Annotated in this window: 23 protein-coding genes and 1 tRNA gene; 10 read left to right on the top strand and 14 right to left on the bottom strand. The window is 67.3% G+C overall.

Features of this window, described 5'->3' with window-relative positions; genetic code table 11:
* Positions 1 to 5: 5 nt before the first annotated feature.
* Positions 6 to 554: a CGNR zinc finger domain-containing protein gene (locus AC5RV3_RS06705; protein ID WP_494121445.1), complete on the bottom strand. Its 549-nt coding sequence runs from the start codon at positions 552 to 554 to the stop codon at positions 6 to 8.
* A gap of 108 nt (positions 555 to 662) precedes the next feature.
* On the opposite strand from AC5RV3_RS06705, the gene AC5RV3_RS06700 reads away from it, so the two are divergent.
* On the top strand, positions 663 to 1,667 hold the full coding sequence (locus AC5RV3_RS06700) for an EamA family transporter (protein WP_494121444.1): 1,005 nt from the start codon (positions 663 to 665) through the stop codon (positions 1,665 to 1,667).
* Here AC5RV3_RS06700 and AC5RV3_RS06695 read toward each other — a convergent pair.
* Positions 1,651 to 2,328 (bottom strand): NADPH-dependent F420 reductase, encoded by a 678-nt coding sequence (locus tag AC5RV3_RS06695; RefSeq protein ID WP_494121443.1) that lies wholly within the window; start codon positions 2,326 to 2,328, stop codon positions 1,651 to 1,653. The two genes, AC5RV3_RS06700 and AC5RV3_RS06695, sit on opposite strands and share 17 nt — an antisense overlap.
* A gap of 347 nt (positions 2,329 to 2,675) precedes the next feature.
* On the opposite strand from AC5RV3_RS06695, the gene AC5RV3_RS06690 reads away from it, so the two are divergent.
* Together AC5RV3_RS06690 and AC5RV3_RS06685 are read left to right on the top strand one after the other, a co-directional pair.
* Positions 2,676 to 4,031, top strand: coding sequence for an MFS transporter (locus AC5RV3_RS06690; RefSeq protein WP_494121442.1), 1,356 nt, complete (start codon positions 2,676 to 2,678; stop codon positions 4,029 to 4,031).
* Between the two features lie 183 nt (positions 4,032 to 4,214).
* Positions 4,215 to 4,490: a DUF2277 domain-containing protein gene (locus AC5RV3_RS06685; protein ID WP_493989913.1), complete on the top strand. Its 276-nt coding sequence runs from the start codon at positions 4,215 to 4,217 to the stop codon at positions 4,488 to 4,490.
* Positions 4,491 to 4,502: 12 nt separating this feature from the next.
* Here the strand turns inward: AC5RV3_RS06685 and AC5RV3_RS06680 are convergent, their stop codons facing one another.
* From AC5RV3_RS06680 to AC5RV3_RS06665, 4 genes are all read right to left on the bottom strand, one after another.
* Positions 4,503 to 6,947 (bottom strand): heavy metal translocating P-type ATPase, encoded by a 2,445-nt coding sequence (locus tag AC5RV3_RS06680; RefSeq protein WP_494121441.1) that lies wholly within the window; start codon positions 6,945 to 6,947, stop codon positions 4,503 to 4,505.
* A 121-nt stretch (positions 6,948 to 7,068) separates the two neighbouring features.
* Positions 7,069 to 7,293, bottom strand: a complete 225-nt coding sequence (locus tag AC5RV3_RS06675; protein ID WP_494112303.1) for a heavy-metal-associated domain-containing protein — start codon at positions 7,291 to 7,293, stop codon at positions 7,069 to 7,071.
* 40 nt (positions 7,294 to 7,333) lie between these two features.
* A complete protein-coding gene (locus AC5RV3_RS06670) occupies positions 7,334 to 7,690 on the bottom strand; it encodes a metal-sensitive transcriptional regulator (protein ID WP_494112304.1) in 357 nt (118 codons plus the stop codon).
* Between the two features lie 84 nt (positions 7,691 to 7,774).
* Positions 7,775 to 9,280 (bottom strand): MFS transporter, encoded by a 1,506-nt coding sequence (locus AC5RV3_RS06665; RefSeq protein WP_494121440.1) that lies wholly within the window; start codon positions 9,278 to 9,280, stop codon positions 7,775 to 7,777.
* A 109-nt stretch (positions 9,281 to 9,389) separates the two neighbouring features.
* Here AC5RV3_RS06665 and AC5RV3_RS06660 point away from each other — a divergent pair, with 109 nt between their 5' ends.
* The 3 genes from AC5RV3_RS06660 (at position 9,390) to AC5RV3_RS06650 (ending at position 12,105) form a co-directional block, all read left to right on the top strand.
* Positions 9,390 to 9,929 carry a TetR/AcrR family transcriptional regulator gene (locus AC5RV3_RS06660; RefSeq protein ID WP_494112306.1) on the top strand — a complete coding sequence of 180 codons (540 nt, stop codon included), beginning with the start codon at positions 9,390 to 9,392 and terminating at the stop codon, positions 9,927 to 9,929.
* A gap of 68 nt (positions 9,930 to 9,997) precedes the next feature.
* A complete protein-coding gene (locus AC5RV3_RS06655) occupies positions 9,998 to 10,450 on the top strand; it encodes a DUF4190 domain-containing protein (RefSeq protein WP_494121439.1) in 453 nt (150 codons plus the stop codon).
* 353 nt (positions 10,451 to 10,803) lie between these two features.
* Complete coding sequence (locus tag AC5RV3_RS06650; protein WP_494121515.1) at positions 10,804 to 12,105, top strand: MFS transporter; 1,302 nt, start codon at positions 10,804 to 10,806, stop codon at positions 12,103 to 12,105.
* Positions 12,106 to 12,157: 52 nt separating this feature from the next.
* On the opposite strand, the gene AC5RV3_RS06645 is transcribed toward AC5RV3_RS06650, so the two are convergent.
* Both AC5RV3_RS06645 and AC5RV3_RS06640 read right to left on the bottom strand, forming a co-directional pair.
* Positions 12,158 to 12,598, bottom strand: coding sequence for an arsenate-mycothiol transferase ArsC (locus AC5RV3_RS06645; RefSeq protein ID WP_494121438.1), 441 nt, complete (start codon positions 12,596 to 12,598; stop codon positions 12,158 to 12,160).
* Between the two features lie 252 nt (positions 12,599 to 12,850).
* Entirely contained in the window at positions 12,851 to 13,309 is a 459-nt protein-coding gene (locus AC5RV3_RS06640) for a VOC family protein (protein WP_494121437.1), read from the bottom strand.
* Positions 13,310 to 13,524: 215 nt separating this feature from the next.
* Between AC5RV3_RS06640 and AC5RV3_RS06635 the strand changes: the two genes are divergently transcribed.
* From AC5RV3_RS06635 to AC5RV3_RS06625, 3 genes are all read left to right on the top strand, one after another.
* Positions 13,525 to 13,728, top strand: coding sequence for a hypothetical protein (locus tag AC5RV3_RS06635; protein ID WP_494112310.1), 204 nt, complete (start codon positions 13,525 to 13,527; stop codon positions 13,726 to 13,728).
* 104 nt (positions 13,729 to 13,832) lie between these two features.
* The gene (locus tag AC5RV3_RS06630) at positions 13,833 to 14,258 is read left to right on the top strand and encodes a universal stress protein (protein ID WP_494112311.1); all 426 of its coding nucleotides are present in this window, start codon (positions 13,833 to 13,835) and stop codon (positions 14,256 to 14,258) included.
* Between the two features lie 61 nt (positions 14,259 to 14,319).
* Positions 14,320 to 15,486 carry an aminotransferase class I/II-fold pyridoxal phosphate-dependent enzyme gene (locus AC5RV3_RS06625; protein ID WP_494121514.1) on the top strand — a complete coding sequence of 389 codons (1,167 nt, stop codon included), beginning with the start codon at positions 14,320 to 14,322 and terminating at the stop codon, positions 15,484 to 15,486.
* 104 nt (positions 15,487 to 15,590) lie between these two features.
* Here the strand turns inward: AC5RV3_RS06625 and AC5RV3_RS06620 are convergent, their stop codons facing one another.
* Entirely contained in the window at positions 15,591 to 16,073 is a 483-nt protein-coding gene (locus AC5RV3_RS06620; protein ID WP_494112312.1) for a pyrimidine dimer DNA glycosylase/endonuclease V, read from the bottom strand.
* A 125-nt stretch (positions 16,074 to 16,198) separates the two neighbouring features.
* On the opposite strand from AC5RV3_RS06620, the gene rlmN reads away from it, so the two are divergent.
* Positions 16,199 to 17,416 carry a dual-specificity RNA methyltransferase RlmN gene (gene rlmN / locus AC5RV3_RS06615; protein ID WP_494121436.1) on the top strand — a complete coding sequence of 406 codons (1,218 nt, stop codon included), beginning with the start codon at positions 16,199 to 16,201 and terminating at the stop codon, positions 17,414 to 17,416.
* A 94-nt stretch (positions 17,417 to 17,510) separates the two neighbouring features.
* Here the strand turns inward: rlmN and AC5RV3_RS06610 are convergent, their stop codons facing one another.
* From AC5RV3_RS06610 to AC5RV3_RS06590, 5 genes are all read right to left on the bottom strand, one after another.
* On the bottom strand, positions 17,511 to 17,945 hold the full coding sequence (locus AC5RV3_RS06610) for an acyl-CoA thioesterase (protein ID WP_493989900.1): 435 nt from the start codon (positions 17,943 to 17,945) through the stop codon (positions 17,511 to 17,513).
* A gap of 83 nt (positions 17,946 to 18,028) precedes the next feature.
* Positions 18,029 to 20,293, bottom strand: a complete 2,265-nt coding sequence (gene betT / locus AC5RV3_RS06605) for a choline BCCT transporter BetT (protein WP_494121435.1) — start codon at positions 20,291 to 20,293, stop codon at positions 18,029 to 18,031.
* Positions 20,294 to 20,674: 381 nt separating this feature from the next.
* Positions 20,675 to 20,748: transfer RNA gene (locus AC5RV3_RS06600), tRNA-Val, on the bottom strand.
* 433 nt (positions 20,749 to 21,181) lie between these two features.
* Positions 21,182 to 21,898, bottom strand: coding sequence for a DUF2238 domain-containing protein (locus tag AC5RV3_RS06595; protein ID WP_494121434.1), 717 nt, complete (start codon positions 21,896 to 21,898; stop codon positions 21,182 to 21,184).
* Positions 21,899 to 22,197: 299 nt separating this feature from the next.
* On the bottom strand, positions 22,198 to 22,758 hold the full coding sequence (locus AC5RV3_RS06590) for a MarR family winged helix-turn-helix transcriptional regulator (protein ID WP_494121433.1): 561 nt from the start codon (positions 22,756 to 22,758) through the stop codon (positions 22,198 to 22,200).
* Positions 22,759 to 22,825: the final 67 nt, after the last annotated feature.

Genomic DNA, 22,825 nt, shown 5'->3' with positions numbered 1-22,825 from the left:
GTCGGTCAGCGGGCGGCAGCCGACTTGCGCGCCCGGTAGGCGGCCACGTGCGTACGGTTTGCGCAATTGCCGGTATCGCAGAAACGCTTCGACCGGTTCTTCGACAGGTCCACCAGCACCGCGGTGCAGTCGTCCGCGGCGCAGATCCGCAGCCGTTCCAGCTGCTTCTCGCGGATCACGTCCACCAGCGCCATCGCCGCCTCCACGGCCATGCGCACCTCCAGCGGCGCATCCGGGCGGGTGGCATGCAAGTGGTAGTCCCACTGGTCGTGCTTGACCAGCTGCGGGATGGCGCCGGCGTCGGCCAGGATTGTATTGACAACGACGACGGCGCGGTCCTCCGTCGCGGACCAGACCTCCTTGAGTACGGGGCGCAGGGCGCGGACCGCCTCGAGCTCCGCCGTCGTATGCGTCCGCGAGCCGGTGAAACCGAAATCGTCCACGAGAGCATCGAGATCCGCCACGCTGGCGAGGGTGTCCGGGTGGACCTCGGCCGTATTGATCAGCCGGGCCGCGTCCACCAGCGAGTACTCCGTGTCATGAGCAAAGACCACATTGACTCCTGAACAGTGGCAGCGTTATTGTCAGGAGTATACCTCTCATGACTCCTGACAGACCCGTTCTGCGCCGGGAGCGAACCCGCACTTCCCCAAGGATCCGTCATGGCCACCACCGCCGCCGAACAGCGCACCCAGACAGCCCCGCCGCACCCGGGTTCCGCCGTGGCCGGCGTCGGCATCGCCTTGGCCTCCTCGGCGATCTTCGGACTCTCGGGGCCCTTCGCCAAGTCGCTGCTTGAGGCCGGCTGGACGCCTGGCTCTGCGGTGGCGGTGCGGATGGTGTGCGCGGCGCTGGTGCTGTTCCTGCCGGCCGCCTTCCTGCTGCGCGGCCGGTGGGGCCAGCTGCGGCAAAACTGGAAGACCATCGTGTTGTTCGGGCTGATCGGCGTGGCCGGCTGCCAGCTTTTCTACTTCAATGCCGTTGCAACCCTCTCCGTGGGGGTGGCGCTGCTGCTGGAGTTCCTGGCGCCCGTGCTGATCGTGCTGTGGCTCTGGCTGACCAGCCGCCGGTTGCCGCGGCCAGCGACCATCGCCGGTACCGTGCTGGCCGTGGCCGGCCTCATGCTCGTCCTCGACGTCTTCGGGCCGGTCAAGCTGGACGTTGCCGGCGTGCTGTGGGGGCTCGGTGCCGCCGTGTGCCTGGTGGTCTACTTCTTCATCACCGCCAAGCAGAACGACTCGCTGCCGCCGCTGGTGCTGGCCGCCGGCGGCCTGCTGGTGGGCGGTGCCGCCATCGTCGCCCTGGGCGCGGTGCAGATCTTGCCGATGGCCTTCAGCACGGCCGGCGTTGAGCTGGCCGGCTGGCAAACCCAGTGGTGGGTGCCGCTGGTTGGACTGGTGCTGCTGTCCACCGTGCTGTCCTATGTCACCGGCATCATGGCGGCCAGGGCGCTGGGCACCAAGGTGGCTTCCTTCGTCTCGCTGACCGAAGTGCTCTTCGCCGTCATCTGGGCCTGGCTGCTGCTGGGCGAGCTGCCCGCGGCCATCCAACTGGTTGGCGGCGTGTTGATCGTGACGGGCGTGGTGCTGGTCCGCGCCGACGAATTGCGCGGCCCCAAGCCGGCGTTAAAGCGGAAGCATCTCCAGAGGGCTAGCGGACGATCTTGAAGTTGAACTGGGGCGTGCCGAGCGCGCCCCAGAGGCGGAGCCAGATGGGCAGGATCATTTCGGCACCACGGGCGGTAGTGATGTCGCCGAGGTCGATGACATCCCGATGGCCGAAATCCTTCAGGAGCTCGGTGACCGTGATCTTGGCATCGGCGTCGTTGCCGGAAACGAAGACCGTTCCGGAGTCGGAGAGCAGTGCGGGGCGGGCCTGGAGGTCGGCGGTGAGCGTGTTCAGGGACTTCACGACGCGCGCGGCCGGGAAGGCGCGCTGTATCTGCTCGCCGAGGGAATCAGTGTCCTTGACGAAGAGGGTCGGGGGCATCCCGGTGCTGGGGTCCAAGGGGTTGGCGATGTCGAGTATGACCTTGCCGTCGAGGTTTTCGGCCCCGGCCTGAGCCAGGGCGTCCAGGGAGGCGCCGCCGTTGGTTGCGTTGACGATAATCTCGGCGCCGGCCGCGGCGTCGGCGAAGCGGGCGACGCCGATGCCGGGGTTGTCGGCGGCCCAGGCGGCGAAGGGCGGTGTGCCCATGGCGTCAGTCCCGGTCCGGGACAGTGTAGTTTCGGGATCGCGGGTTCCGATGCTGACGGTGTGGCCGAGCTCGGCGAGGCGTGCTGCGATGGTTCGGCCGGCTCTGCCGGTTCCGAGGACTGCAGTTTTCATGATGGTTTCCTGTTCAGTGCGGGCTACCGGGCCGAGTGTGACTCCCCTCACCACTCACTGTGCTCCTTTCGCCTGGAGCGATCCAGTGCGGCCGAAGAAGCCGCGGGGGTTTCCCCGCCTGAGCGGCGAGCGGGGCCCGCGGCGTGGCGACAACTTCGGCGTCTATCTCAACGAGGCTCGGCTGCAGGTGCTGTAACACCCGCCACGAGAGCTTGCTCACATATCTATGGTGTGTGGCACAGGAGCGGGTCGCGCGGGTCATAGAGTTGATTGCTCAACCGAACTTACCGGTCGTTCAGTCTGTAGCCGCTGCCGAGCGGCTGCATCAGCAACAAGTTAGGTCCGCTATGGATATCAGAGCCCGCATCGAGGCAGCCCCCATGAAGCGCACGCAGGTCGGCGTCATCGCCATCTGCATGGCGCTCTACATGATCGACGGTTTCGATGTCCTGGTGATGGCGTTCAGCGCCAATGCCGTGATGGAGGACTGGGGCCTGACCGGCAGCCAGCTGGGCGTGCTCCTGAGCTCGGCGCTGATCGGCATGGCGATCGGCTCCATCTTCGTCTCCAGCGTCGCCGACATCATCGGCCGCCAAAAAACCTTGGTGATCGGTGCGGCCGTCGTCGCCGTGGGCATGCTTGTCTCGGCGTTTGCGCCCGGATACGCCGTGCTGGTGGTGCTGCGCTTCATCACGGGCCTGGCGGTGGGCACCCTGCAGGCCACGGCCAACGTATTGGCCTCCGAATTCTCCAACGCCAAGCGGCGCTCCACCGCGCTGGCCCTGGTCAGCATCGGGCAGCCCATCGGCGGTGTGCTCGGCGGCATGGCCACCGGCGCCCTGATCACCGCGTTCGGCTGGCGCTCCGCCTTCCTCTTTGGCGCCATCATCACCGTGGTCATGATCCCGTTCATCCTGAAAGCGGTCCCCGAGTCCGTCGACTTCCTGCTGGTCCGCCGCCCGGAGAATGCCCTGCAGCGCGTCAACAAGGTGCTGCGCCGGATCGGCCAGCCGGTCGTGGAAGAACTGCCGGCCCTGCCAGCGGCCCCGGCCAAGAAGAAGTCCCGCTTTGCCGACGTGCTCACCGGGGTCAATGCGCGCCGCACCATCCTGATTTCGCTGGCCTACTTCATCCTGATGGCCAGTTTCTACTTCGCCAACTCCTGGACCCCCAAGCTGGTCACCGCCAGCGGCTTCAGCCAGCAGGACGGCATCACCGCCGGCGTGCTCTTCAGCGTCGGCGCGATCATCGGCGCCGTCGTGCTGGGCGTCTTCGGTGCCCGCTTCCCGATGCGCAAGGTCCTCGCGGTGTTCTTCGTGATCGGCGGCCTGACCTTCGGTGCGTTCTCGCTCTCCACCGGATCGCTGGCCGGCGCGCTGTTTGCCGCGGCGCTGGTCGGCTTCGGCTCCAACGCCCCGATTGCCGGCATGCTGGCCATCAGCCCCACGTACTACACCTCGGACGTGCGCGGCACAGCGCTGGGCCTGGTCATCGGCATGGGCCGCGTGGGTGCGATCGCCTCGCCGATCATTGCCGGCGCACTGATGGACGGCGGTTGGAAGCCTACCGACCTGTACTTCCTGTTCATCATCCCGATGCTGATCGGCGCCGTAGTGATTTCCATGCTGGGCAAGCCGGTGCTGGCCTCGGTCGCCCCGGCAGGGGAAGCGGTCGGGGAGCGGGAACCGGTGGGCAAGCACTAACCGGCTGCAGTTTGGTTTAGAACCCCGGAACGACGGCGGGGCCCGGCACTGTGCCGGGCCCCGCCGTCGTGCGTGGGAGGGTGTGGGGCCCCCGCGGCCGTTGTGTGCGGGGGTGGTGCGATGCCGCGGCGGGGGAGCAAACTGGAACCAGCCAGCATCCACGATCCGAACCGGAGGCCCGACATGTGCCGGAATATCCGCCAGCTCCACAACTTCGAACCCGCCGCGACGAATGCCGAAATCGAGGCGGCGGCGCTGCAGTACGTGCGCAAGGTCAGCGGCAGCAACAAGCCGTCCAAGGCCAACGAGGAAGCATTCAACCAGGCCGTGCACGAGATCGCGCACATCACCGCCCACCTGCTCGACGACCTGGTGACCGCGGCGCCCCCGAAGAACCGTGAGGAAGAAGCCGCGAAGGCCCGGGCCCGCGCCGCCGTCCGCTACGGGGCCACCGTCTAGGCCCGGCGCCCCCTACCGCCCGAAGCGGCGCAGCCGCAGCGAGTTGGCCACCACCAGCACGGAGCTGGCGGCCATCGCGGCGCCGGCGATCATCGGGTTGAGCAGTCCGAGCGCGGCCACCGGGATCCCGAGCGTGTTGTAGGCGAAGGCCCAGAACAGGTTCGACTTGATGGTGGAGAGCGTCCGGCGGCTGAGCTCGATGGACTGCACCACCTGGCCGAGGTCGCTGCCCATCACGGTCAGGTCCGCGGCCTCGATGGCCACGTCGGTGCCGGCGCCCATGGCGATGCCCAGGTCGGCCTGGGCCAGCGCGGCGGCGTCGTTCACGCCGTCGCCCACCATGGCGACCGTCTTGCCCTCGTCCTGCAGCCGCTTGATCGCGGCCACCTTCTCCTCGGGGAGCACATCGGCGAAGACGTCCCCGGGGGCGATGCCGACCTCGGCCGCCACCTCGGCGGCCACCGCGGCGTTGTCGCCGGTGAGCAGGATGGGGTGCAGGCCGAGGTCCTTAAACCGTGCGATGGCGGCCGCCGAGTTCTCCTTCACGGTGTCCTGGAGGCTGACGATTCCGGCGATGGCGCCGTCGACGGCGACCCAGACCGCCGTGGATCCGGCCTGCTGCTGCTCCAGCAGTGCCTCGCGGTGGGTGTCGGCGAGGACGATGCCGTTTTCGTCCATCCAGTTGTTGCGGCCCACGACGACGGTGCTGCCGCGGCCGTCGCGGTCGATGATGGTGCCGCGGACGCCGCCGCCTGCCGTGCTGTGGAAATCGGAGAGGGCCGGCAGTGCGTCCTTGCCCGCCGTCGCGCCGGACGGCGTGGCGGTGCGCGCCGCAACCTTGCGGGCTGCTTCAACGATGGCCAGGGCGATCGGGTGCTCGGAGCCGGCCTCGACGGCGCCGGCCAGCAGCAGGACCTCGTCTTCACTGCGGTCCGCCAGGGCCAGCACGCCCTCCACCGCCTGCTGCCCGGTGGTCACGGTGCCGGTCTTGTCCAGCACGATGGTGTCCACGTGCCGGGTGTCCTCGAGGATCTGCGGCCCCTTGATCAGGATGCCCAGCTGGGACGCCCGGCCGGTGCCGGTGAGCAGCGCGGTGGGCGTAGCCAGTCCCAGGGCGCACGGGCAGGCGATGACCAACACGGTGACGGCGGCCGTGAACGCGGAGCGCAGGTCCCCGCTGAAGATCATCCACAGGACGAACGTCGCGACGGCGATGACCAGCACGATGGGCACGAACACGGAACTGATCCGGTCCGCGAGCCGGGCAACCGGTGCCTTGCCGGCCTGCGCCTGGCTGACCAGGCGGCCCATCTGGGCCAGCGTGGTGTCCGATCCGACCCGGGTGGCGCGGACCAGCAGCCGGCCGGAGGTGTTGATGGTCGCGCCGATGACCGCGTCGTCCACATCCACCTCAACCGGCACGGATTCGCCGGTGAGCAGGGACGCGTCGATGGCCGAGTGGCCGTCGACCACGTAGCCGTCGGTGGGGATCTTCTCGCCCGGACGGACCACCATGACGTCCCCGGGCACCAGCCCGGCGGCCGGTACCTTCACTTCGGTGCCGTCGCGCAGGACGGTGGCTTCCTTCGCGCCCAGGTTCAGCAGCAACTTCAGCGCGTCGCCGGCCTTCTGCTTGGCGTTGGCTTCCAGATAGCGGCCCAGCAGCAGGAAGGTGACCACCACGGCGGCGGTCTCGAAGTACAACGCGTGCTCGGTCATGTCGCCGTGCACGTGTTGGGTCATCATCGGATCCATCGCCAGTTGCCAGGCGGAGAAGAAGAAGGCGGCCAGCACGCCGATGGACACCAGGGTGTCCATGGTGGAGGCCAGGTGCCGGGCATTGACCGCGGCGGCGCGGTGGAACGGCCAGGCCGACCAGAACACCACGGGAATGCTCAGGGCAAAGGCCACCCAGCCCCAGTGCGGGAACTGGGCCCCGGGGATCATCGAAATGATGAAGATCGGCACGGTCAGGACGGCGGCCGTCCAGAGGCGCGGACGCAGCTGGCCGGCGGTTCCGCCATGGGCCATGTGGTCCTCGCCATCCACGTGATCGGCGTGCTCGCCGTCTTCGCCGTGCCCGGCAGGCCCGGGGTGGTCGTGCCGGTCCTGGGGCGGGCCGGTGCGGTGGTCGGCTTGCGGGTTCCCGTTGTGCCTGTGGCCGGCATCCCCGTGCCGTGCTGCGGGCCCGGAATGCGGTTGCTGCTTCACCCGGGCCTTGTAACCGGTGGCATTCACCGTGTCCACCAACTGCTGGTCGGTGACGCCGTCCGGGACGCTCACGACGGCCGACTCCAGGGGCAGGTTGACGCTGGCCTGGACGCCGTCGATCTTGCCAAGCTTGCGTTCCACCCGGTTCACGCAGGAGGCGCACGTCATGCCCTCGATCGCCAGTTGTACGGTTCTGGTCGGGTTCGGCTCTGCTACAGGATCCACGGTGCCGGGATGGGAGGCCATCGTTTGGGTATCTCGATTCTGCGTGGGGCGGTGCGGGGGCGGCGCGTCTGCCGGGGGCACGAAGGGGGGCGGACGTCGGCGAAAGGGCGCCGTCGTCGTACTCGCGGAAGTAGGTCTGGCCCTACGCGTTCTGCGCGACGACGGTGTACCCGGCCTCGGCGACGGCCTCGCCAATCTGGGCCGGGTCAAGATCCGCCTCGGAATCGACCGTCGCCGTGGAGATTCCGCCCTTGTTGAGTTCGATGCTGACGTCCCGGACGCCGTCGAGGGCCTGCAGTTCTTCCGTGACGGCGTCCACGCAGTGGCCGCAGGTCATGCCGTCGATGCTGATGGTGGTGATGCTCATGTCTGTCTCCTGGGGGTGGGGTATGTGTTGGGCGGGAAGGTCAGCGCAGCAGCCGGCCGATGGCGTCCGAGGCTTCCCTGACTTTGTCCTGGACAATCTGCGGGTCGCCGCTGAGTTCGGATTCCTTGGCGGCGCCGACGACGCAGTGTCCGATGTGGTCTTCGAGCAGGCCCACGCTGACCGCGTGCAGGGCCTTGTTGACGGCGGCGACCTGGGTGAGGATATCGATGCAGTACTTGTCGTCCTCCACCATGCGGGCGATGCCGCGGACCTGGCCCTCGACGCGCTTGAGCCGGCGCAGGTACGCTTCCTTGTCCGACGTGTAGGCGTGGCCGATGTGCTCGTCGGCGGGGGAGGTGACGGCTTCGGTTTCCGCGGGCAGTGCTGTGTGGCTCATGGCTTCCTCGATCGGTGGACTACAGAGCCAATCTATACCCCCTAGGGGTATGACGCAAGGATATGTGACACGCGGCGCTCCGGCTCACTGGTGCTGCGGGATGCGCAGCGTCCGGAAGGCGAGCCACGCTGCAGCCACCATGAGGACTGCGGCCAGTCCGGCGGTGACGGTCACGCCGCTGTCGAAGGCATGGACCGCGGAATCGAGCAGGGCGTTCCCGGTGCGTTCCGGCAACTGTCCGGCAACGGTGATGGCCCCGCCGAGAGTCTCGCCGGCAGCTTGTTGCTGTTCCGCGGTCAGCCCGGCGGGCAGGGCGATGTTCCGCCGGTAGGCGCCGACCAGGATGCTGCCGAGCACGGCGGTCCCGAAGACGGAGCCGACTTCGTAGGCCGTCTCCGACACGGCGGAAGCGGCCCCCGCCTTGGCCGCCGGGACGCTGGAGAGGATGAGGTCGTTGGAGAGCGTCTCGGAAGCGCCGACTCCCGCGCCGAGCAGCGCGAATGCCGTCATCAGGGTCACCGCCGACGCGTCCGGGGTCGAAGCCGCCAGCGCGTACGCCGCCGCCGACAGCAACAGCGCAAGTGCCACCACCCGGTGCGGCGCGATCCGGCGGACCAGCGGCACCGCGAGCAACCCGGCCGCAATGGTGACCGCCAAACCTGGCAGCAGCACCAGGCCGGCCCGCAGCGGGCTGAGCCCGAGGACCAATTGGAGATGCTGGGACACGAAGTACAGGAAGCCGACCAGGGAGAAAACGGCCAACAGGTTGACCAGCACGGCGCCAGTGAACGGGCGGTGGCGGAACAGCCGGACATCCAGCATTGGATTCGCACGGCGCAGCTGGCGGCGGACGAACAGCCAGCCGGCCGCGATGCCGAGGGCGAACGTTACCGCTGCGACGCCCGGATTCCCGCCGCCGGCCAGCTGCTTGATGGCGTAAACAACAGGGAGCAGCGCTGCGACCGAGAGCAGGATGCTGGCCGCATCGACCGGCCCGGGCTCGGGGTCGCGCGACTCCGGCACATACGCCGGCGTCAGCACCAGCATCGGCAGCAGCATGGGCACGGCGAGCAGGAAGACCGAACCCCACCAGAAGTGCTCCAGCAGCAGGCCGCCCAGCAGCGGGCCGAGCGCAGCGCCGGCGGAGAACCCGGCGGCCCAGATGGCGATCGCCAAGCGCCGCTGCGTCCGGTCCGTGAAGATGTTCCGGATCAGGGACAGGGTGGCCGGCATCAGCATGGCGCCGAAGACGCCCAGGCCGGCGCGTGCGGCAACCAGCAGTTCGGCGCTGGGGGAGAACGCGGCGAGTGCGGAGAGTGCGGCAAATCCGGCCGCGCCGATCATCAGCATCCGGCGCCTGCCGAACCGGTCGCCCAGGCTGCCCATTGCCACCAGCAGGCCGGCGAGTACCAGCGGATAGATGTCGATGATCCACAGGAGGGTGGTGCCGCTGGTGCTGAAGGCCAGGGAAATCGCGGGCAGCGCGAAGCTGAGCACGGTGTTGTCGACGGCGACCAGCAGGACCGGAAGCATCAAGACGGCCAGGGCGGTCCATTCTTTGCGCCCGGCGCGCTGGGTAACGGTGAGCATGGTGGATCCTTCGGAAATCGGGGGACGCAGGAGTTACTGTACCGTCTGGACGGTTTACCTGCAAAAGGGGTGGCGTTTCGGCCGGAGAGCGTAGTCCTAGGATGGATGGATGGCCAGTGCGAGAGACCGGATCCTCGATAACTTCGAGGACATCCTGATCAAAGAGGGCGAACGAGCCGCCACCATGGATGCCGTCGCGGCGGCGGCCGGGGTGTCCAAGGGCGGGCTGCTGTACCACTTTCCGTCCAAGGAGGCCATGGTCGAGGCCCTGTGCGAGCGGCTGTCCGCACTGACTGCAGCAGACGCGGAGCAGATCCTCAGTGCCCCGGAAGGAGCGGCCCGCTACTACGTGCGCACGTCCAAGTTCGTCGGTTCGCCGCTGGATCGGGCGATCGTGGCCGTGGCGCGCCTGGTCCAGCAGGGCCACCCCTCCGCCGCCAGGACCTTTGCCGGAATCCAGGAGCTGTGGCTGGATGCCTTGGAGCAGGCGCTGGGCAGCCGGCCTGTGGCCCAGGCCGTGAAGCTGATCGGCGACGGCCTCTACTACAGCGCAACCTTCTTCTCGCCGGATGCGCAGCAATACCAATTGGCCGACGGCGAGATGGATGCCTTGCTGGAACAGGTCGACACGCTGGTGAGCCGGGGCTGATCCGCGGCCGCCGGGCTTAGGGTTCGTGGGGAACGATAAATCGTTTACGCACCGACGAGAGGAACCTCATGTCTACTCCCAACGGCTACGGCGAGCATCCCGAGCCAACGGCTTCCCAACAGCCGCAGTCCACGCAGGGGACCTACCCCGCCTATCCGCAACAGGGCGCTGGCCAGACATACCAGCAACCCAACGCGCCTTACGGCCACCCGGGACAGCCCGGTCCCGGACAACCCGTTCCCGGCAGGACCATGGGGATCATCGGTTTTGTCCTGTCCCTGCTCGGGCCGCTGACGGTGGTCGGGCTGATCGTCAGCATCATCGCCATGGTGCAGTCCAAGCGCGCGCATGCGAAGAACGGCTTTGCGCTCGCCGGCATCATCATCGGCGCCGTGGGAACGGTGCTGTTGATTCTGTTCACGATCATCACGATCGCCGGCATCGGCTACATGATGGAAGTCTGTGGCGACCTGGGCCCGGGCAACCACCTCGTGGACGGCGTCACCGTCACCTGCGGCTAACCAGCCACGTGCCGGGCAGAGAGCCGGCAGGCCGTCCCCGCACGGGCGGCGCCGTCTCCGGCGATTTGCACGCCGGTTAGGGCACCCGTGCCGGCCGAAGATCAGCACAGAGTTGTAGGCATTCCCGATCGGCGAAACTGTGTCCGTGCCGAAGCCTGATCACTACACTGGGACGCATGACCGAGCAGGAACCGGGCCCGACCGGGCCCCCGGCTCAACAAGAGGTTGCGGGTCTCACCCCGGGGGCGGCCGCTGTCCCGGTGCAGGGCGGGTCCGGCGAAGGTCAGAGCCTGGTCACCCCGGACGCAGTCGACACGACCTTGCGCAGCCCTGCACAGCGGTACCGCACGTTCATGGGGATCCTGGTGAATACGGCCTTGGCCAACATCACCACCAGCTACTTGTGGTTCGCGCTGACGTTTTGGGTGTACCTGGAGACCCGCAACGTGATCGCCACCGGGGTGATCGGCGGCGCGTACATGCTGTTGATAGCGCTTTCCAGCATCAGCTTCGGCACCTTTGTGGACCGCTACCGCAAGCTGGTCGTGATGCGCTTCGCCGCCGCCTTCACCTTGGTGATGTTCCTTCTGTCCGGGGCCATGTTTTTGTTAACCCCCCAAGCCTGGCTGCTGGACCTCACCCGGCCGTGGTTCTGGGTCTTCTCCCTGATCATTCTGATCGGCGCGGTGGTGGAGAACATGCGCAACATTGCCCTCTCCACCACCGTCACTATCCTGATCGAGCCGGACCGGCGGGCCAACGCCAACGGACTGGTGGGAATGGTCCAGGGACTCATGTTCATCGTCACCTCGGTGCTCTCCGGCCTCTCGGTCGGGCTGCTGGGCATGGGCGCGACGATCGTCGTCGCCTTGGTGCTCACAGCCCTGGCGTTCGCGCACCTGCTGACCCTGCGCATGCCGGAGGAAGTGCGCGCGGCCGCCACGGACGCGCACGGCAGCTTCGACCTGCGCGGTTCCATGGCCGCCGTGCTGGCCATTGCCGGACTGTTCGCGCTGATCCTGTTCTCCACCTTCAACAACTTCATCGGCGGGGTCTACATGGCGCTCATGGATCCCTATGGCCTGGAACTGTTCCCCGTGGAGCTGTGGGGCGCGTACCTTGCGCTCGGTTCCACGGGATTCATCGTCGGCGGGGCGATGATCGGCAAGTTCGGACTTGGGCGCAATCCGTTGCGCACCATGCTCATCGCGGTGATCGTGATGGGGGCCCTCGGTGCGGTGTTCACGCTGCGCGAGTGGGCTTGGCTGTACGTCGCAGGGATCTGGCTGTATCTGGTCCTGGTGCCTGTGGTGGAGGCCGCCGAGCAGACGGTCATCCAGCAGGTGGTTCCCCTTCAACGGCAGGGTCGGGTGTTCGGATTCGCCATGGCGCTCGAGTCCGCGGCTGCGCCGATCACCGCGTTCCTCATCGCACCGATCGCGCAAGTCTGGATCATTCCATATGCCCGGTCGGTTGAGGGCTCGGCCCAGCTGGCACCGCTCCTGGGCGAGGGGACGTCCCGGGGCATCGCCCTGGTGTTCCTGGTCGCCGGGATCATCATGATCGTCGCCGCACTGCTGGCCTTCCTGACTCCGGTCTATCACCGGGTCTCGGCCTCGTATGCGGAGGCGACCACCGGAGCGTCGGGAACCTGATTCCGGCCACGGGCAGCTCCCGCATCCCGCCCGTGGCGCCCCTCGCGAGGGCTCACTGCGCGTCCGGGTGCAGCGCGGGCTGCAACTCGGACAGCAATTGCTGCACCCGGTGCTTGATGTCGTCACGGACCGCACGGACGCCGGCGGCGTCCCGGCCGGCGGGGTCATCGACTTCCCAGTCTTCGTAGCGCCGGCCCGGGACCACGGGGCATTCGTCGCCGGAACCCAGGGTGACCACCATCTGCGCCTTGTTGACCGACTCGTGGGTGACCGCCGTGGGCCGCACCGCGGACAGGTCGATGCCTTCTTCTGCCATAACCTCCACGACGGCGGCGTCGAGCCGTCCTCCGGGCCGGGTGCCGGCCGAGCGGGCCTCGATGCCGCCCTCGGCGAGCTGGGAGAGATAGGCCGCGGCCATCTGTGAGCGGCCGGCATCCCGGACGCCCACGAACAGGACGGTCGGACGGGTAGTGCCCGTTGTTGAGGCAGTCATGGCGGCCCTCCGCGTCGTTCGGCTCCCGGCCCCGCTGCCGGCGCCGGCTGCTTCTCCTCACTGTGCCAGAACTTCGGGCAGACCCATAGGTGCGCGGGCAATAATTGCAGGCCAGTGAACCCGGAACCGGCCGGTCGATAATTCGGGGCACACAGCGCATCTAACCCGGGGCACACGACGCCTCCCCGCGGTGGATTGAGGCTTTCCATGAATGTGGCTTGGTTCGGCAGGGAAACCCGATCCGCGCTGAAGCTACTGGGCCTCCGCGGGGTTGCCCGCCGCAGCGTTCTGCTCCGCGACTGCCTGCATCGCCTCCTGTGACATGTGCATGATCTCCCAGACGTGTCCGTCCGGATCGGTGATGGCGGCCCCGTACATGCCCGGCATCTCGGCCTCGGCGGGCCGGTAGACAGCACCGCCGCCGGCCTCGGCCTTGGCCAGGAACTGGTCGACCTCCTCGGTGGAGTCCGCGCTGAGGGCCACCAGCACTTCCTTGGCGTTCGAGCCCAGATGCGGGATACCGCCGTCGCGGAGGAACTTGCCGAAATGCTCCTGCGTCAGCAGCATCACCACGATCGTGTCGGAAATGACCACCGAGGACGCATCGGGGGAGGAGAAGTCCGGGTTCAGCGTGTAACCCAGCCCGGTGTAGAAATCGGTGGCCTTTTTAAGGTCGCTGACGGGCAAGTTGATGAAAACCATGCGGTCCATTGGCTGATCCTTCCAGGAGGGGCCCGCCGGCCGGCGGGGCGCAACGGGAGTGTGGACGAGGTCCACTGTGGCACTGCGGCCGGTACGAGCCAAGAGCTATCGGCAGAGGTAGTTTTGCCGCCACGGCCGGGGTCTTTGCGGGCGGGCCTCCCTTGTCCGCGGGAAACCGCAGACCTACGGTGGAAGTAGTAGCGGCGAGGCGAAGGAGGCGCGAGATGGCGGAATTGCGGATTGAACAGTGGTGGCTGAAGCTTTCGACCGGGCATAAGCAGTGGTTCCGGGAGAACCTGCGGGCCGACGTGGTGGACGCAGATGCGGCGGCGGCGGTCTATGAGGCCGGCGGGCCCGACCTGAAGGAGGCCACGCTGCCGGAAGAAGATTGGGAGTTCATCGAGACCCAGTCGGAGTTCGTGGACTGACGCCGACGGCGGGCGGCGCTCCCGGCCGGTCGGGCCCGGGGCGGGTAAGTTGGTGTGAAACGGCCCACGTGGCCGCCAGACGACGTGCTCGAAGGGGTGGCCCGATGGCCGGAATCATCATCGTAGGAGTCGACGGCAGCGAAACCGCCATGAAGGCGGCGCGCACCGCAGCGAAACTCGCCGCATCAATGGGTGCCGAGCTCCGGGTAGTCACGGCCCACGAATCCGATGCGACGGAAGTAGTGGCGATCGGAAACGACAAGTGGTACATCCACGAGTCCGAAAGGGCCGAAAAGGTAGCCAGGGACGTCGCAGCGGAACTGGGTGCGGAGGGCCTGCGGACCAGTTTCACGGCGGTGCTCGGCAAGCCCCAGGACGCGTTGGTGGAAGAGGCGGAACGCGTCAACGCCCGCCTGATCGTGGTCGGGAACGTGGGCATGCAGGGGCTCGGCCGGGTGCTCGGCAGCGTGGCCAGTTCGGTCACCCACAAGGCGGCCTGCGACGTGTACATCGCCAAGACCGCCGGCTGATTCCGGGATCGTGAACGAACTGCAGGTGGCCGGCCGTGCCCAGGTTCCGCCGTTCCAAGTGATGAGCATCCTGGACCGGGTGGCGCAGATGCGCGCTGCCGGCCGGGACGTTATTTCGTTGTGCGCGGGGGAACCGTCGGGCGGCGCCCCGCGTGCAGTGTCCGCGAGGGCCGCCGAGATCCATGCCTCCGGCCAGCCGCTGACCTACACCAGCGCGCTGGGCGTCCAGGAGTTGCGGACAGCGATTGCCGGTCATTACGGACGCTGGTACGGGCTGGACGTGGCCCCGGAAGAAGTGGCCGTGACCACGGGTTCATCCGGAGCCTTCGTGCTGGCGTTCCTGAGCGCCTTCAACCCGGGGGACCGCGTGGCGCTGGCACGGCCCGGCTATCCGGCCTACCGGAACATTCTGCGGGCGCTCGGTTGCGAGGTAGTGGAGATCGACTGCGGTCCCGAGGTCCGCTACCAGCCGACGCCGGAACTGCTGGCCGCAGCGGAGTCGGATCACGGGCCGTTGGCTGGCCTCGTGCTGGCATCGCCGGCCAACCCCACCGGCACCATGGTGTCGCGGAGCGAGCTCGCCGCGCTCACGGCCTGGTGCGCTGGGCATGGGGTCCGCCTCATCAGCGACGAAATCTACCACGGCATCACGTATCCGGCCGATCCCACGGAACCGGATTCGCGCGGAACCTGCGCCTGGGAACTGGACCGCACCGGCGTCGTTGTCTCTTCCTTCTCCAAGTACTGGGGAATGACGGGGTGGCGGCTCGGCTGGGCGCTGATGCCCGGCGATCTGGCGCCGGCCTTCGAGGCGCTCGCCGGAAACGTGGCGCTGTGCCCGCCGGCGCCGGCCCAACTGGCGGCACTGGCGGCGTTCAGCGCGGACTCCTACACGGAGGCGGATGCGGCGGTGGCCGCCTTCGCCGAGGTACGTGCCGTGTTGCTGCAGAACCTGGGCCGGCTCCGGTGGGGGAATGCGGCACCGGCAGACGGGGCCTTCTACCTGTACGCCGACCTCGGACAACAGCTGAACGGCTTCGCCGATTCGGCCGACTACTGCCGGGCGCTGTTGGAGGAAGAGGGCGTGGCCCTGGTCCCCGGCGCCGACTTCGACGCCGTCCACGGCACCCGCTCCGTCCGGCTGTCCTTTGCCGCCGGCGCGGACGCCGTGGCCTCGGCCATCGAGCGCATTGTCCGCTTCCAGGAGAGCCACGGCCGGAACGCTTAGGTCGCGGGCCGCTCACGCTTGGGCCCAGGCGCTCTCAAGGAGCCGCTAGCCGCCGGACAGCCCACGCTGGCGCGGAACGGGTTACGCCGGCGAGCCGAAAGCGGTCACGCCGGCCGTTCCCAATCCTCCACCGGTCCCTCGACCATGGTGAACAGCGGATGCGGGTCGGGGACCCAGCCGGGGCTTTGCTGCTCCAGCCCACGGTTCAGGACCACGGCGTGGTCCGGATCCCGGACCGTGATCTTGGCGATCAAATGCCTCAGTTCGAAGCTGAGCTGTTCCGAATGGACCGGCAGGAGGGGCTGCCGTTCCCGTGCGGCAGCGCCGGCGGCCGAGGTTCCCGGGCACCGGATCAGGCCGGTGTTAAAGCCATATCCGCGGGCCGCCGCCTCGGCTGCCAGCCCCTCCAGATAAGCGCCGATGGCTGCCATCGGATCCTCCGCGGCACGGAAACGCTGCAGCTGCGGGTGGTTGCGGTAGCCCTTGGTTTCGCCCGCGAGAACCTTCTGCGCCAGCAAGGCCTCCCGCCAGCAGGCCACCAGGCCCCTGCGGTCGAGCAGCCGGGGGTGCAGGCTCCATATCCGCATTGGACCAGAATAAGCACACCGCGGCGGTTGGGGCAGCGACCACCGCAGCCGGCTGCAGCGGCGGTCCGGGCAGCCGGCGGCGGCGAAGGGAGAACTATATCGTGCCTGTGAGACAATGGGTGGCAATGTCTTCGCAGATTTCTTCCCCCCAAAAAACTTCCGACCGGCCCCAGGTGCGTCCCGCCGCCGAGGGCTGGAACCAGGCCGTCACCAGCGAGGGCCGGCCGCTGCTGCAGTTCAAGTCCCCGCGGGTCACGCAGCCGCCGGTCCACCTTGCCGACATGACGCTGGCCGAGCGGCAGGAAAAGATGAAGGAGCTGGGACTGCCGGCGTTCCGCGCCAAGCAGCTGTCCACGCATTACTTCCAGCACTACACCACCGACCCCGAGCGCATGAGCGACCTGCCCAAGGAGCGGCGCGCGGAACTGGCGGAGGCGTTTTTCCCCACCCTCCTCACCGAGGTCAAGCGCCTGACCACGGACAACGGCGACACGATCAAGTTCCTGTGGCGGCTCTTCGACGGCTCGCTGGTCGAATCAGTGCTGATGCGCTACCCGGGCCGAGTCACGCTCTGCGTTTCCAGCCAGTGCGGCTGCGGCATGAACTGCCCGTTCTGCGCCACCGGCCAGGCCGGCCTGACCCGCAACATGTCCACCGCGGAGATTCTGGACCAGATCGTCCAGGCGAACCGGGTCATCGCCGAGGGCGGCCTCGGCGGCAAGCGCAAGGACGCCGGCCACGACGCGGGTCGCGTCACCAACATCGTCTTCATGGGCATGGGCGAGCCGCTGGCCAACTACAAGCGCGTGATGAATGCCGTGCACCGCATGGTGGACGAGGCGCCCGAGGGCCTGGGCATGAGCGCCCGCGGCATCACTGTCTCCACCGTGGGCCTGGTGCCGGCGATCAACAAACTGGCGGATGAAAACCTCCCCTTCACGTTCGCGCTCAGCCTGCACGCCCCGGACGACGAGCTGCGCGACGAGCTGATCCCGGTGAACTCCCGATGGAAGGTCGACGAGGCGCTCGACGCCGCCTACGGCTACTACCAGCGCACCGGCCGGCGCGTCTCCATCGAGTACGCGCTGATCAAGGACATGAACGACCACGCGTGGCGGGCCGACCTCCTGGCCAAGAAGCTTAACAAGCGCGGCCGCGGCTGGGTGCACGTCAACCCCATCCCGCTGAACCCCACCCCGGGTTCCATCTGGACCTCGTCCGACCCGGACGTCACCCGCGAGTTCGTGGCCCGGCTTAACGACGCCGGCGTCCCCACCACGCTGCGCGACACCCGCGGCAAGGAGATCGACGGCGCCTGCGGCCAGTTGGCGGCGACGGAGTAACTTCTCACAAACAACGACGGCGGCGGGCCGGTCCTCGGATCCGGCCCGCCGCCGGTTTCAGACCCCTCGTCGCCGCCAGCGGAAGGCCTGCCCGCTAGTCCGGGACCGCCGAGGGATCCAGATGTTGCCGGGGGACCCTGTCGCGGCTGTAGGTGATCTCGGTGTAGCCGTGCGGTGCGGGCTTGCCGTCCTCGCCCAGGTTCACGAACACGATCTTGTCGATGGTCAGGATCGACTGGCGGGTGAACATGTTCCGCACCTCCGCCCGCATGGTCAGGGACGTCCGGCCGAAATGCGTGGCTTTCAGGCCCATCTCGATTAGATCACCCTGGCGGGCCGAGCTGACGAAGTTGATCTCCGACATGTACTTGGTCACTGCCTTGCCGTTGCCCAGTTGGACGATGGCGTAGATGGCCGCCTGTTCGTCGATCCACCGCAGCAAGCTGCCACCAAAAAGGGTGCCGTTGGCGTTGAGATCTTCGGGGCGAACCCACTTGCGGGTATGGAAGGAAATGTCGTCGGTGCCCATGGAACGACTGTATCGGAACGGGGCCGGCGGCTCGGCCGGGGCGTCTCGGAACAGTCAGCCCGCCGAGACGCCGTCCCGCGGTTTTAGGACTCGTCGAGCCTCTCGACGTCGTCGGCCTTCTTGGGCACATGCGGAATCGACTCCGTCGTCGGCGGGACCACGGGGGTGAGCACCGAGGCGTAGGCGTGTTCGCTGGAGTACTTGAGGAACGCCAGGTGTGCCTCGTACCGGTCGAGGACATCGTTGATGACCTGTTGCTGGGTCAAACCCATGAGGTCATAGCCCTCGCTGCCGGTCTGGGTGAACACCTCGAGCCGATAGTACGTGTCGATCTCGCGGGGCATGCTGCGGCCGCCGAATGTCGGCACAGGGGCCTCGACCGCGGCCACCTGGTAATGGAAGTTGCGGTGGTCCTCCATGTACACCATGAGGGTGTGCTCGTCGATGCCGGTCTTCGGGTTCGGCGTCGTCGTCATCTCCGCCTCGTAGCCGAGCTCGGTGAATTCCTTGGCGACGTCCTGCAGCGCCGGCTGCACGACCCGCTCGGCGAACTGTGCCACGGCCTTGTTCGACGGGTAGGACCGCAGCCGCGCCAGGCGTTGCCGCCAGGTCTTCTCCGGTACCTGCCCGCCGTGGGCGGCAGCAGTGCGCCGTCGCAGCACCTGCCCCTCGCGCTCGGCCCGTTCCATCCTCAGCACCTTCGAGAAGGAAGCCATCACCAGATACGCGATGACGGTCACCGGCAACGCGAAGATCAGAGTGGCGTATTCCATGGTCGTCACGCCGCCGGCCACCAGCATGGCCACCGTGAGGAACGCCGTGACCAGGGCCCAAAAGATGCGCAGCCACTTGGCCCCATCCATCGCCGGATCGGGAATCATGGAGGAGAAGTTCGACATCACCATCGCACCGGAATTGGCGCTGGTGAGGTAGAACAGCAGGCCCGAGAGGGTGGCCAGACCAATCAGGAACGGCGCGCCCGGGAACATCTCCAGCAGCGCATACCACCCGTGCTCCGGGCTGTTGATGGCCTCCTGCGCGAATTCGGTATTCCCGGCGAGCACCTCGCTCATGGCGCTGTTGCCGAAGATCGAGACGATGAAGAAGTCGCAGAGGACCGGAGCAGTGATGGCCGCGATGACGAATTCCCGCAGGGTCCGGCCGCGCGAGATCCGCGCCAGGAAAAGGCCGACGAACGGGCCCCAGGCCAGCCAGAAGGCCCAGAAGAAGAGGGTCCAGCCGGCCATCCACGCCGAACCGTCCTCCTCGTAGGCCAGGGTCTGCAGGGTGCGCTCCGGCAGGGAGAAGATGAAGCGGCCGATGTTCTCGACCATCGCGTTCAGCAGGAACGAGGTCTTGCCCGTGACCAGGATGTAGAGCATCATCGCTCCGGCAGCCCAGAGGTTCAGTTCGGAAATCCACCGGATCCCCTTGTCCACGCCGGAAGTACAGGCCGCTACAGTCATGACGACGGCGACGAGCACGAGGGCAATCTGCAGGGCCAGCCCCTCCGGCAGGCCGAACAACCAGCTGAAGCCGACGTTGAGCAGGACGACGCCGATGCCCATCGACGTGGCTACGCCGAAGACGGTGCCCACCAAGGCGAAAATGTCGATCACGTCGCCGGTCGCGCCGCGCACCCGCTTACCCAGCAGCGGGTAGAGCGCGGCCCTGATGGACAGCGGCATACCCCAGCGGTACGCGAAATACCCCATCGCCATGCCGAGAAGGGCATACATCGACCAGCCGGCCACGCCGTAGTGGAACATGGTCCAGACGACGGCGTCCTGCGCGGCTTCCGCCGATTCGGGTGCGGCGGTGGGAGGGTTTATGTATTGCGTGATCGGGCCGGTGACGGAGTAGAAGAGCATGTCGATGCCCACGCCGGCGGCGAAGAGCATGGCGACCCAAGTGAACAGGTTGTACTGGGGGCGTGAATGGTCGGGGCCGAGCCTGACGCTGCCTTCCTTGGAGAGGGCCACCCACAGGACGAAAAGAATGACCAGGGTGACGGTCAGGACGTAGAACCAGCCCAGATTGGTGGCGATCCAGCCGACCATGGTGTGCATCGTGCCGGCCGCGTTGCCCGGGGCGACGATGGCCCAGATGGAGAAGGCCAGGACGATCGCCGACGAGATGATGAAGACCCGCCAGTTGACCCGGGGGCCGCGGTTCTCGGTGAGTTCGGCGGGCCCCTTGCTCAGTTCCGTGCTGGATATGGGCGGGCGCTTGGCCTCGGAATCGGCGTCGGCGGGTTTGCGCCGTTCCGCCACGCCGAAGCGACTGCGTTCGACGAGTGGCTTCAGCGCCTCATTGTTCGAGATGCTGTCGTCTTCGGCGTTAGCCATCGGATTCTCCTTCTCTCGCGGGCGGCGCCTGCCGCTCTCGTCAGCGGCACGTCGCCCAAAAAACCGTGGCGGTGAACAGCGTAGACCTCCCAAGCCTGTCCGTGCCCACCTGCGGGGGAGCAATTTTTCCGGTCCCCGACTCCGTCTCCCCGCCCCCGCCTGGACGCCGCTTTCCGGGACAAACCCGCGGCGCGGCTCCGCCATGCGGTGCTCCTGGCCAGCGGCTCCCGGCGCCGGTACCGGCGGGCCAGGGCTGCTGCCCGTGTTGCCCTCGGCTCGGTAGTCGGGCGCTGCCGGACTGCTCCGAGGTGCGCCCCGGCGGGGGGATCATGCCAAAAAAGTGGGACCCCAGCCTGAAACAGGCAAGGGTCCCACTAGTAGTTGCGGGGGTAGGATTTGAACCTACGACCTCCGGGTTGTGAACCCGGCGAGCTGCCGAACTGCTCCACCCTGCGGCAGCTCTGACTGTAGACCCCCCAGTTTCCAAACGACAAATTTGGTGAGGGGCGTCACCGCATGCTCCAAGGAAAACCTGTGATTCAAGCACGACGGCGGCCGGGCGCCTGTTTTACGGCAGGTGTGCGGCCACCGTCGTCGGTCGTTGTAGTTGCCCGGGGTATGAGCTGTTCCATTCGAACACGCCGGAAACGAGCGAAATTTCCCCACGTCAAGGCCTATTTATCGGCGCACCAGAGCGTTTGGTGGCCCGGAGTCATACCGCCGAATCCCGCAGCTAGAACGGAGTCTAGACCGGAGTTACAGCTACCTTGCCATTCGCCGTCATGACGCTGGCTCCACGCCCTACGGCGGCTCCGTGAGGAAATCCGCCCCTCGGATATTCTGGCGCACCCAGTCACTGCGAGCCACATTGGCCCGGCGATTCGGGTCTTATCGCGTGGCGCCTTCGGTCACCGGAGCACTCCGAGGATGCACCGCGGCCGGGGTGTGCGCATCGGGTACCTGCCGAGGTGGCGGGCCCTGCGTCAGGACCTCGCCGGAGGGGAGCCATCCCTTGTGCTGAACGAGGAACAGCGTGGCTGCCACGATGATCGCCGACGCGGTTCCGGCGATCAGGTCCGTCATGGTGTCGAAGTTGGTGATCTGGGCGGCGGTGCCGAGCACGGCATCGGAGGCGAACTCCGCGATCTCCCACAGCAGGGCGACGAAACCGCTGCACGCGACGATCATCGCCGCCGCGAGCCAGGGTGGCATCGAGAACCCGTAGCGGCGGCCGGTTTTGCCCAGGGCAAAAACGATCGCGAGCGCGACGACGAATCCGGAGTAGAAGTGCACAACCGTGTCCCACGGTGTCCATATGGCGTAGAAACCCAGTTGGCTTCCCAGGTACGGGCCGCCGAGCAGCAGCACGGCGTACAGCCCCTGTAGCCGTGCGGGGATCTCAACGCGCGCCCACCGCTCCACCAGCAGAACCGGGAACGAGGCCAGCAGCAGTGCGACGGGGATGACGGCTGACATGGACTCGCCGCGGATGAGCGCGCTGAGTGCCGAGAGCGCGAAAAGGGCTTCGGCCGCGATCAGGGGGGTGTGCCGCCTGAGCGCGCCGCTGGACGTCACACTTTCTCGTATTTCGTTGCTTTCACTCATTCAGTCATTCCTTCACAAAGTTTCATGGGAGCGGTTCGGGGCGGACAAGCACGCAGATGCCCTCCGGCGACGACAGCAGTTCGGGAGCACGAGACACGCGGTGGCAATACGGCGCCGCGACGTGGCACCGAAACGGGGCAGCGGCCAGCCCCGGAGTGCCCAGCCGCCAGCACGTCGGGTGGCAGGTCCCCGAGCCCTTTTTCGTGGAAAGGAATCTCCCATTGCAAGGCAACGAATGGGGGAGAGCGCTGCCCCGTCGCGAGTCGAAGACGTCGCGGAGATCTCGGGCCGGGGGTTGTTCAGGGGTCGGGGGTTCTTTCCGGGCTGTGGACTGGAGAAATGTCGTCGGGGGCTGCCGCGGTGCTTTGGAAGAGCCGGGGCGTGGCGGCGGAGAGTTCGTTGGCGAAGCGGACCAGCATGGCACCGAGGATTTCCCTGTCTTCCGGTGACCAGCTGGAGAGTATTTCATCGAACGCTGCCGCGCCGGCGGCGCCGATCTGCTGTTGCAGTTGAATCCCGGCGGCGGATGTCTCTAGGAGGGTTGCCCGCCGGTCGGCGGGGTCCGGTCGGCGGTCGATCAGTTCCCTGGCTTCGAGGCGGCGGATTTGCGGGGTCATGGTGGATTTGTTCACTCCCCACTGCGCGGCCAGGTCGGAAAGCCGCATCGGGCCGCTCCTGGTCAGGTATTCCAGCAGTGCCGTGTCGGTGGGCGAGAGGTCCTCGGCTTCGGGGCCGAAGACGTAGCGGCGGGTCTTTTTCCTGCTGGCCCATTGGAGCAGCAAGGCGAAGCCGTGGCGGACCTGAACCCCCGGTGTGGGCTGTTCACCGCCGGTCTCATTGTTTTTAGAGGAATCGGGCATGGAGCCACCCTAGCAAAATCGGTTCGGTTCGCCTAACCGAACTATCCCGGGTAGGCTGGGACCATCC

It is taken from the genome of Arthrobacter sp. Y3221114, from assembly GCF_059092625.1.
This window is presented reverse-complemented; position numbering and strand designations above follow the sequence as displayed.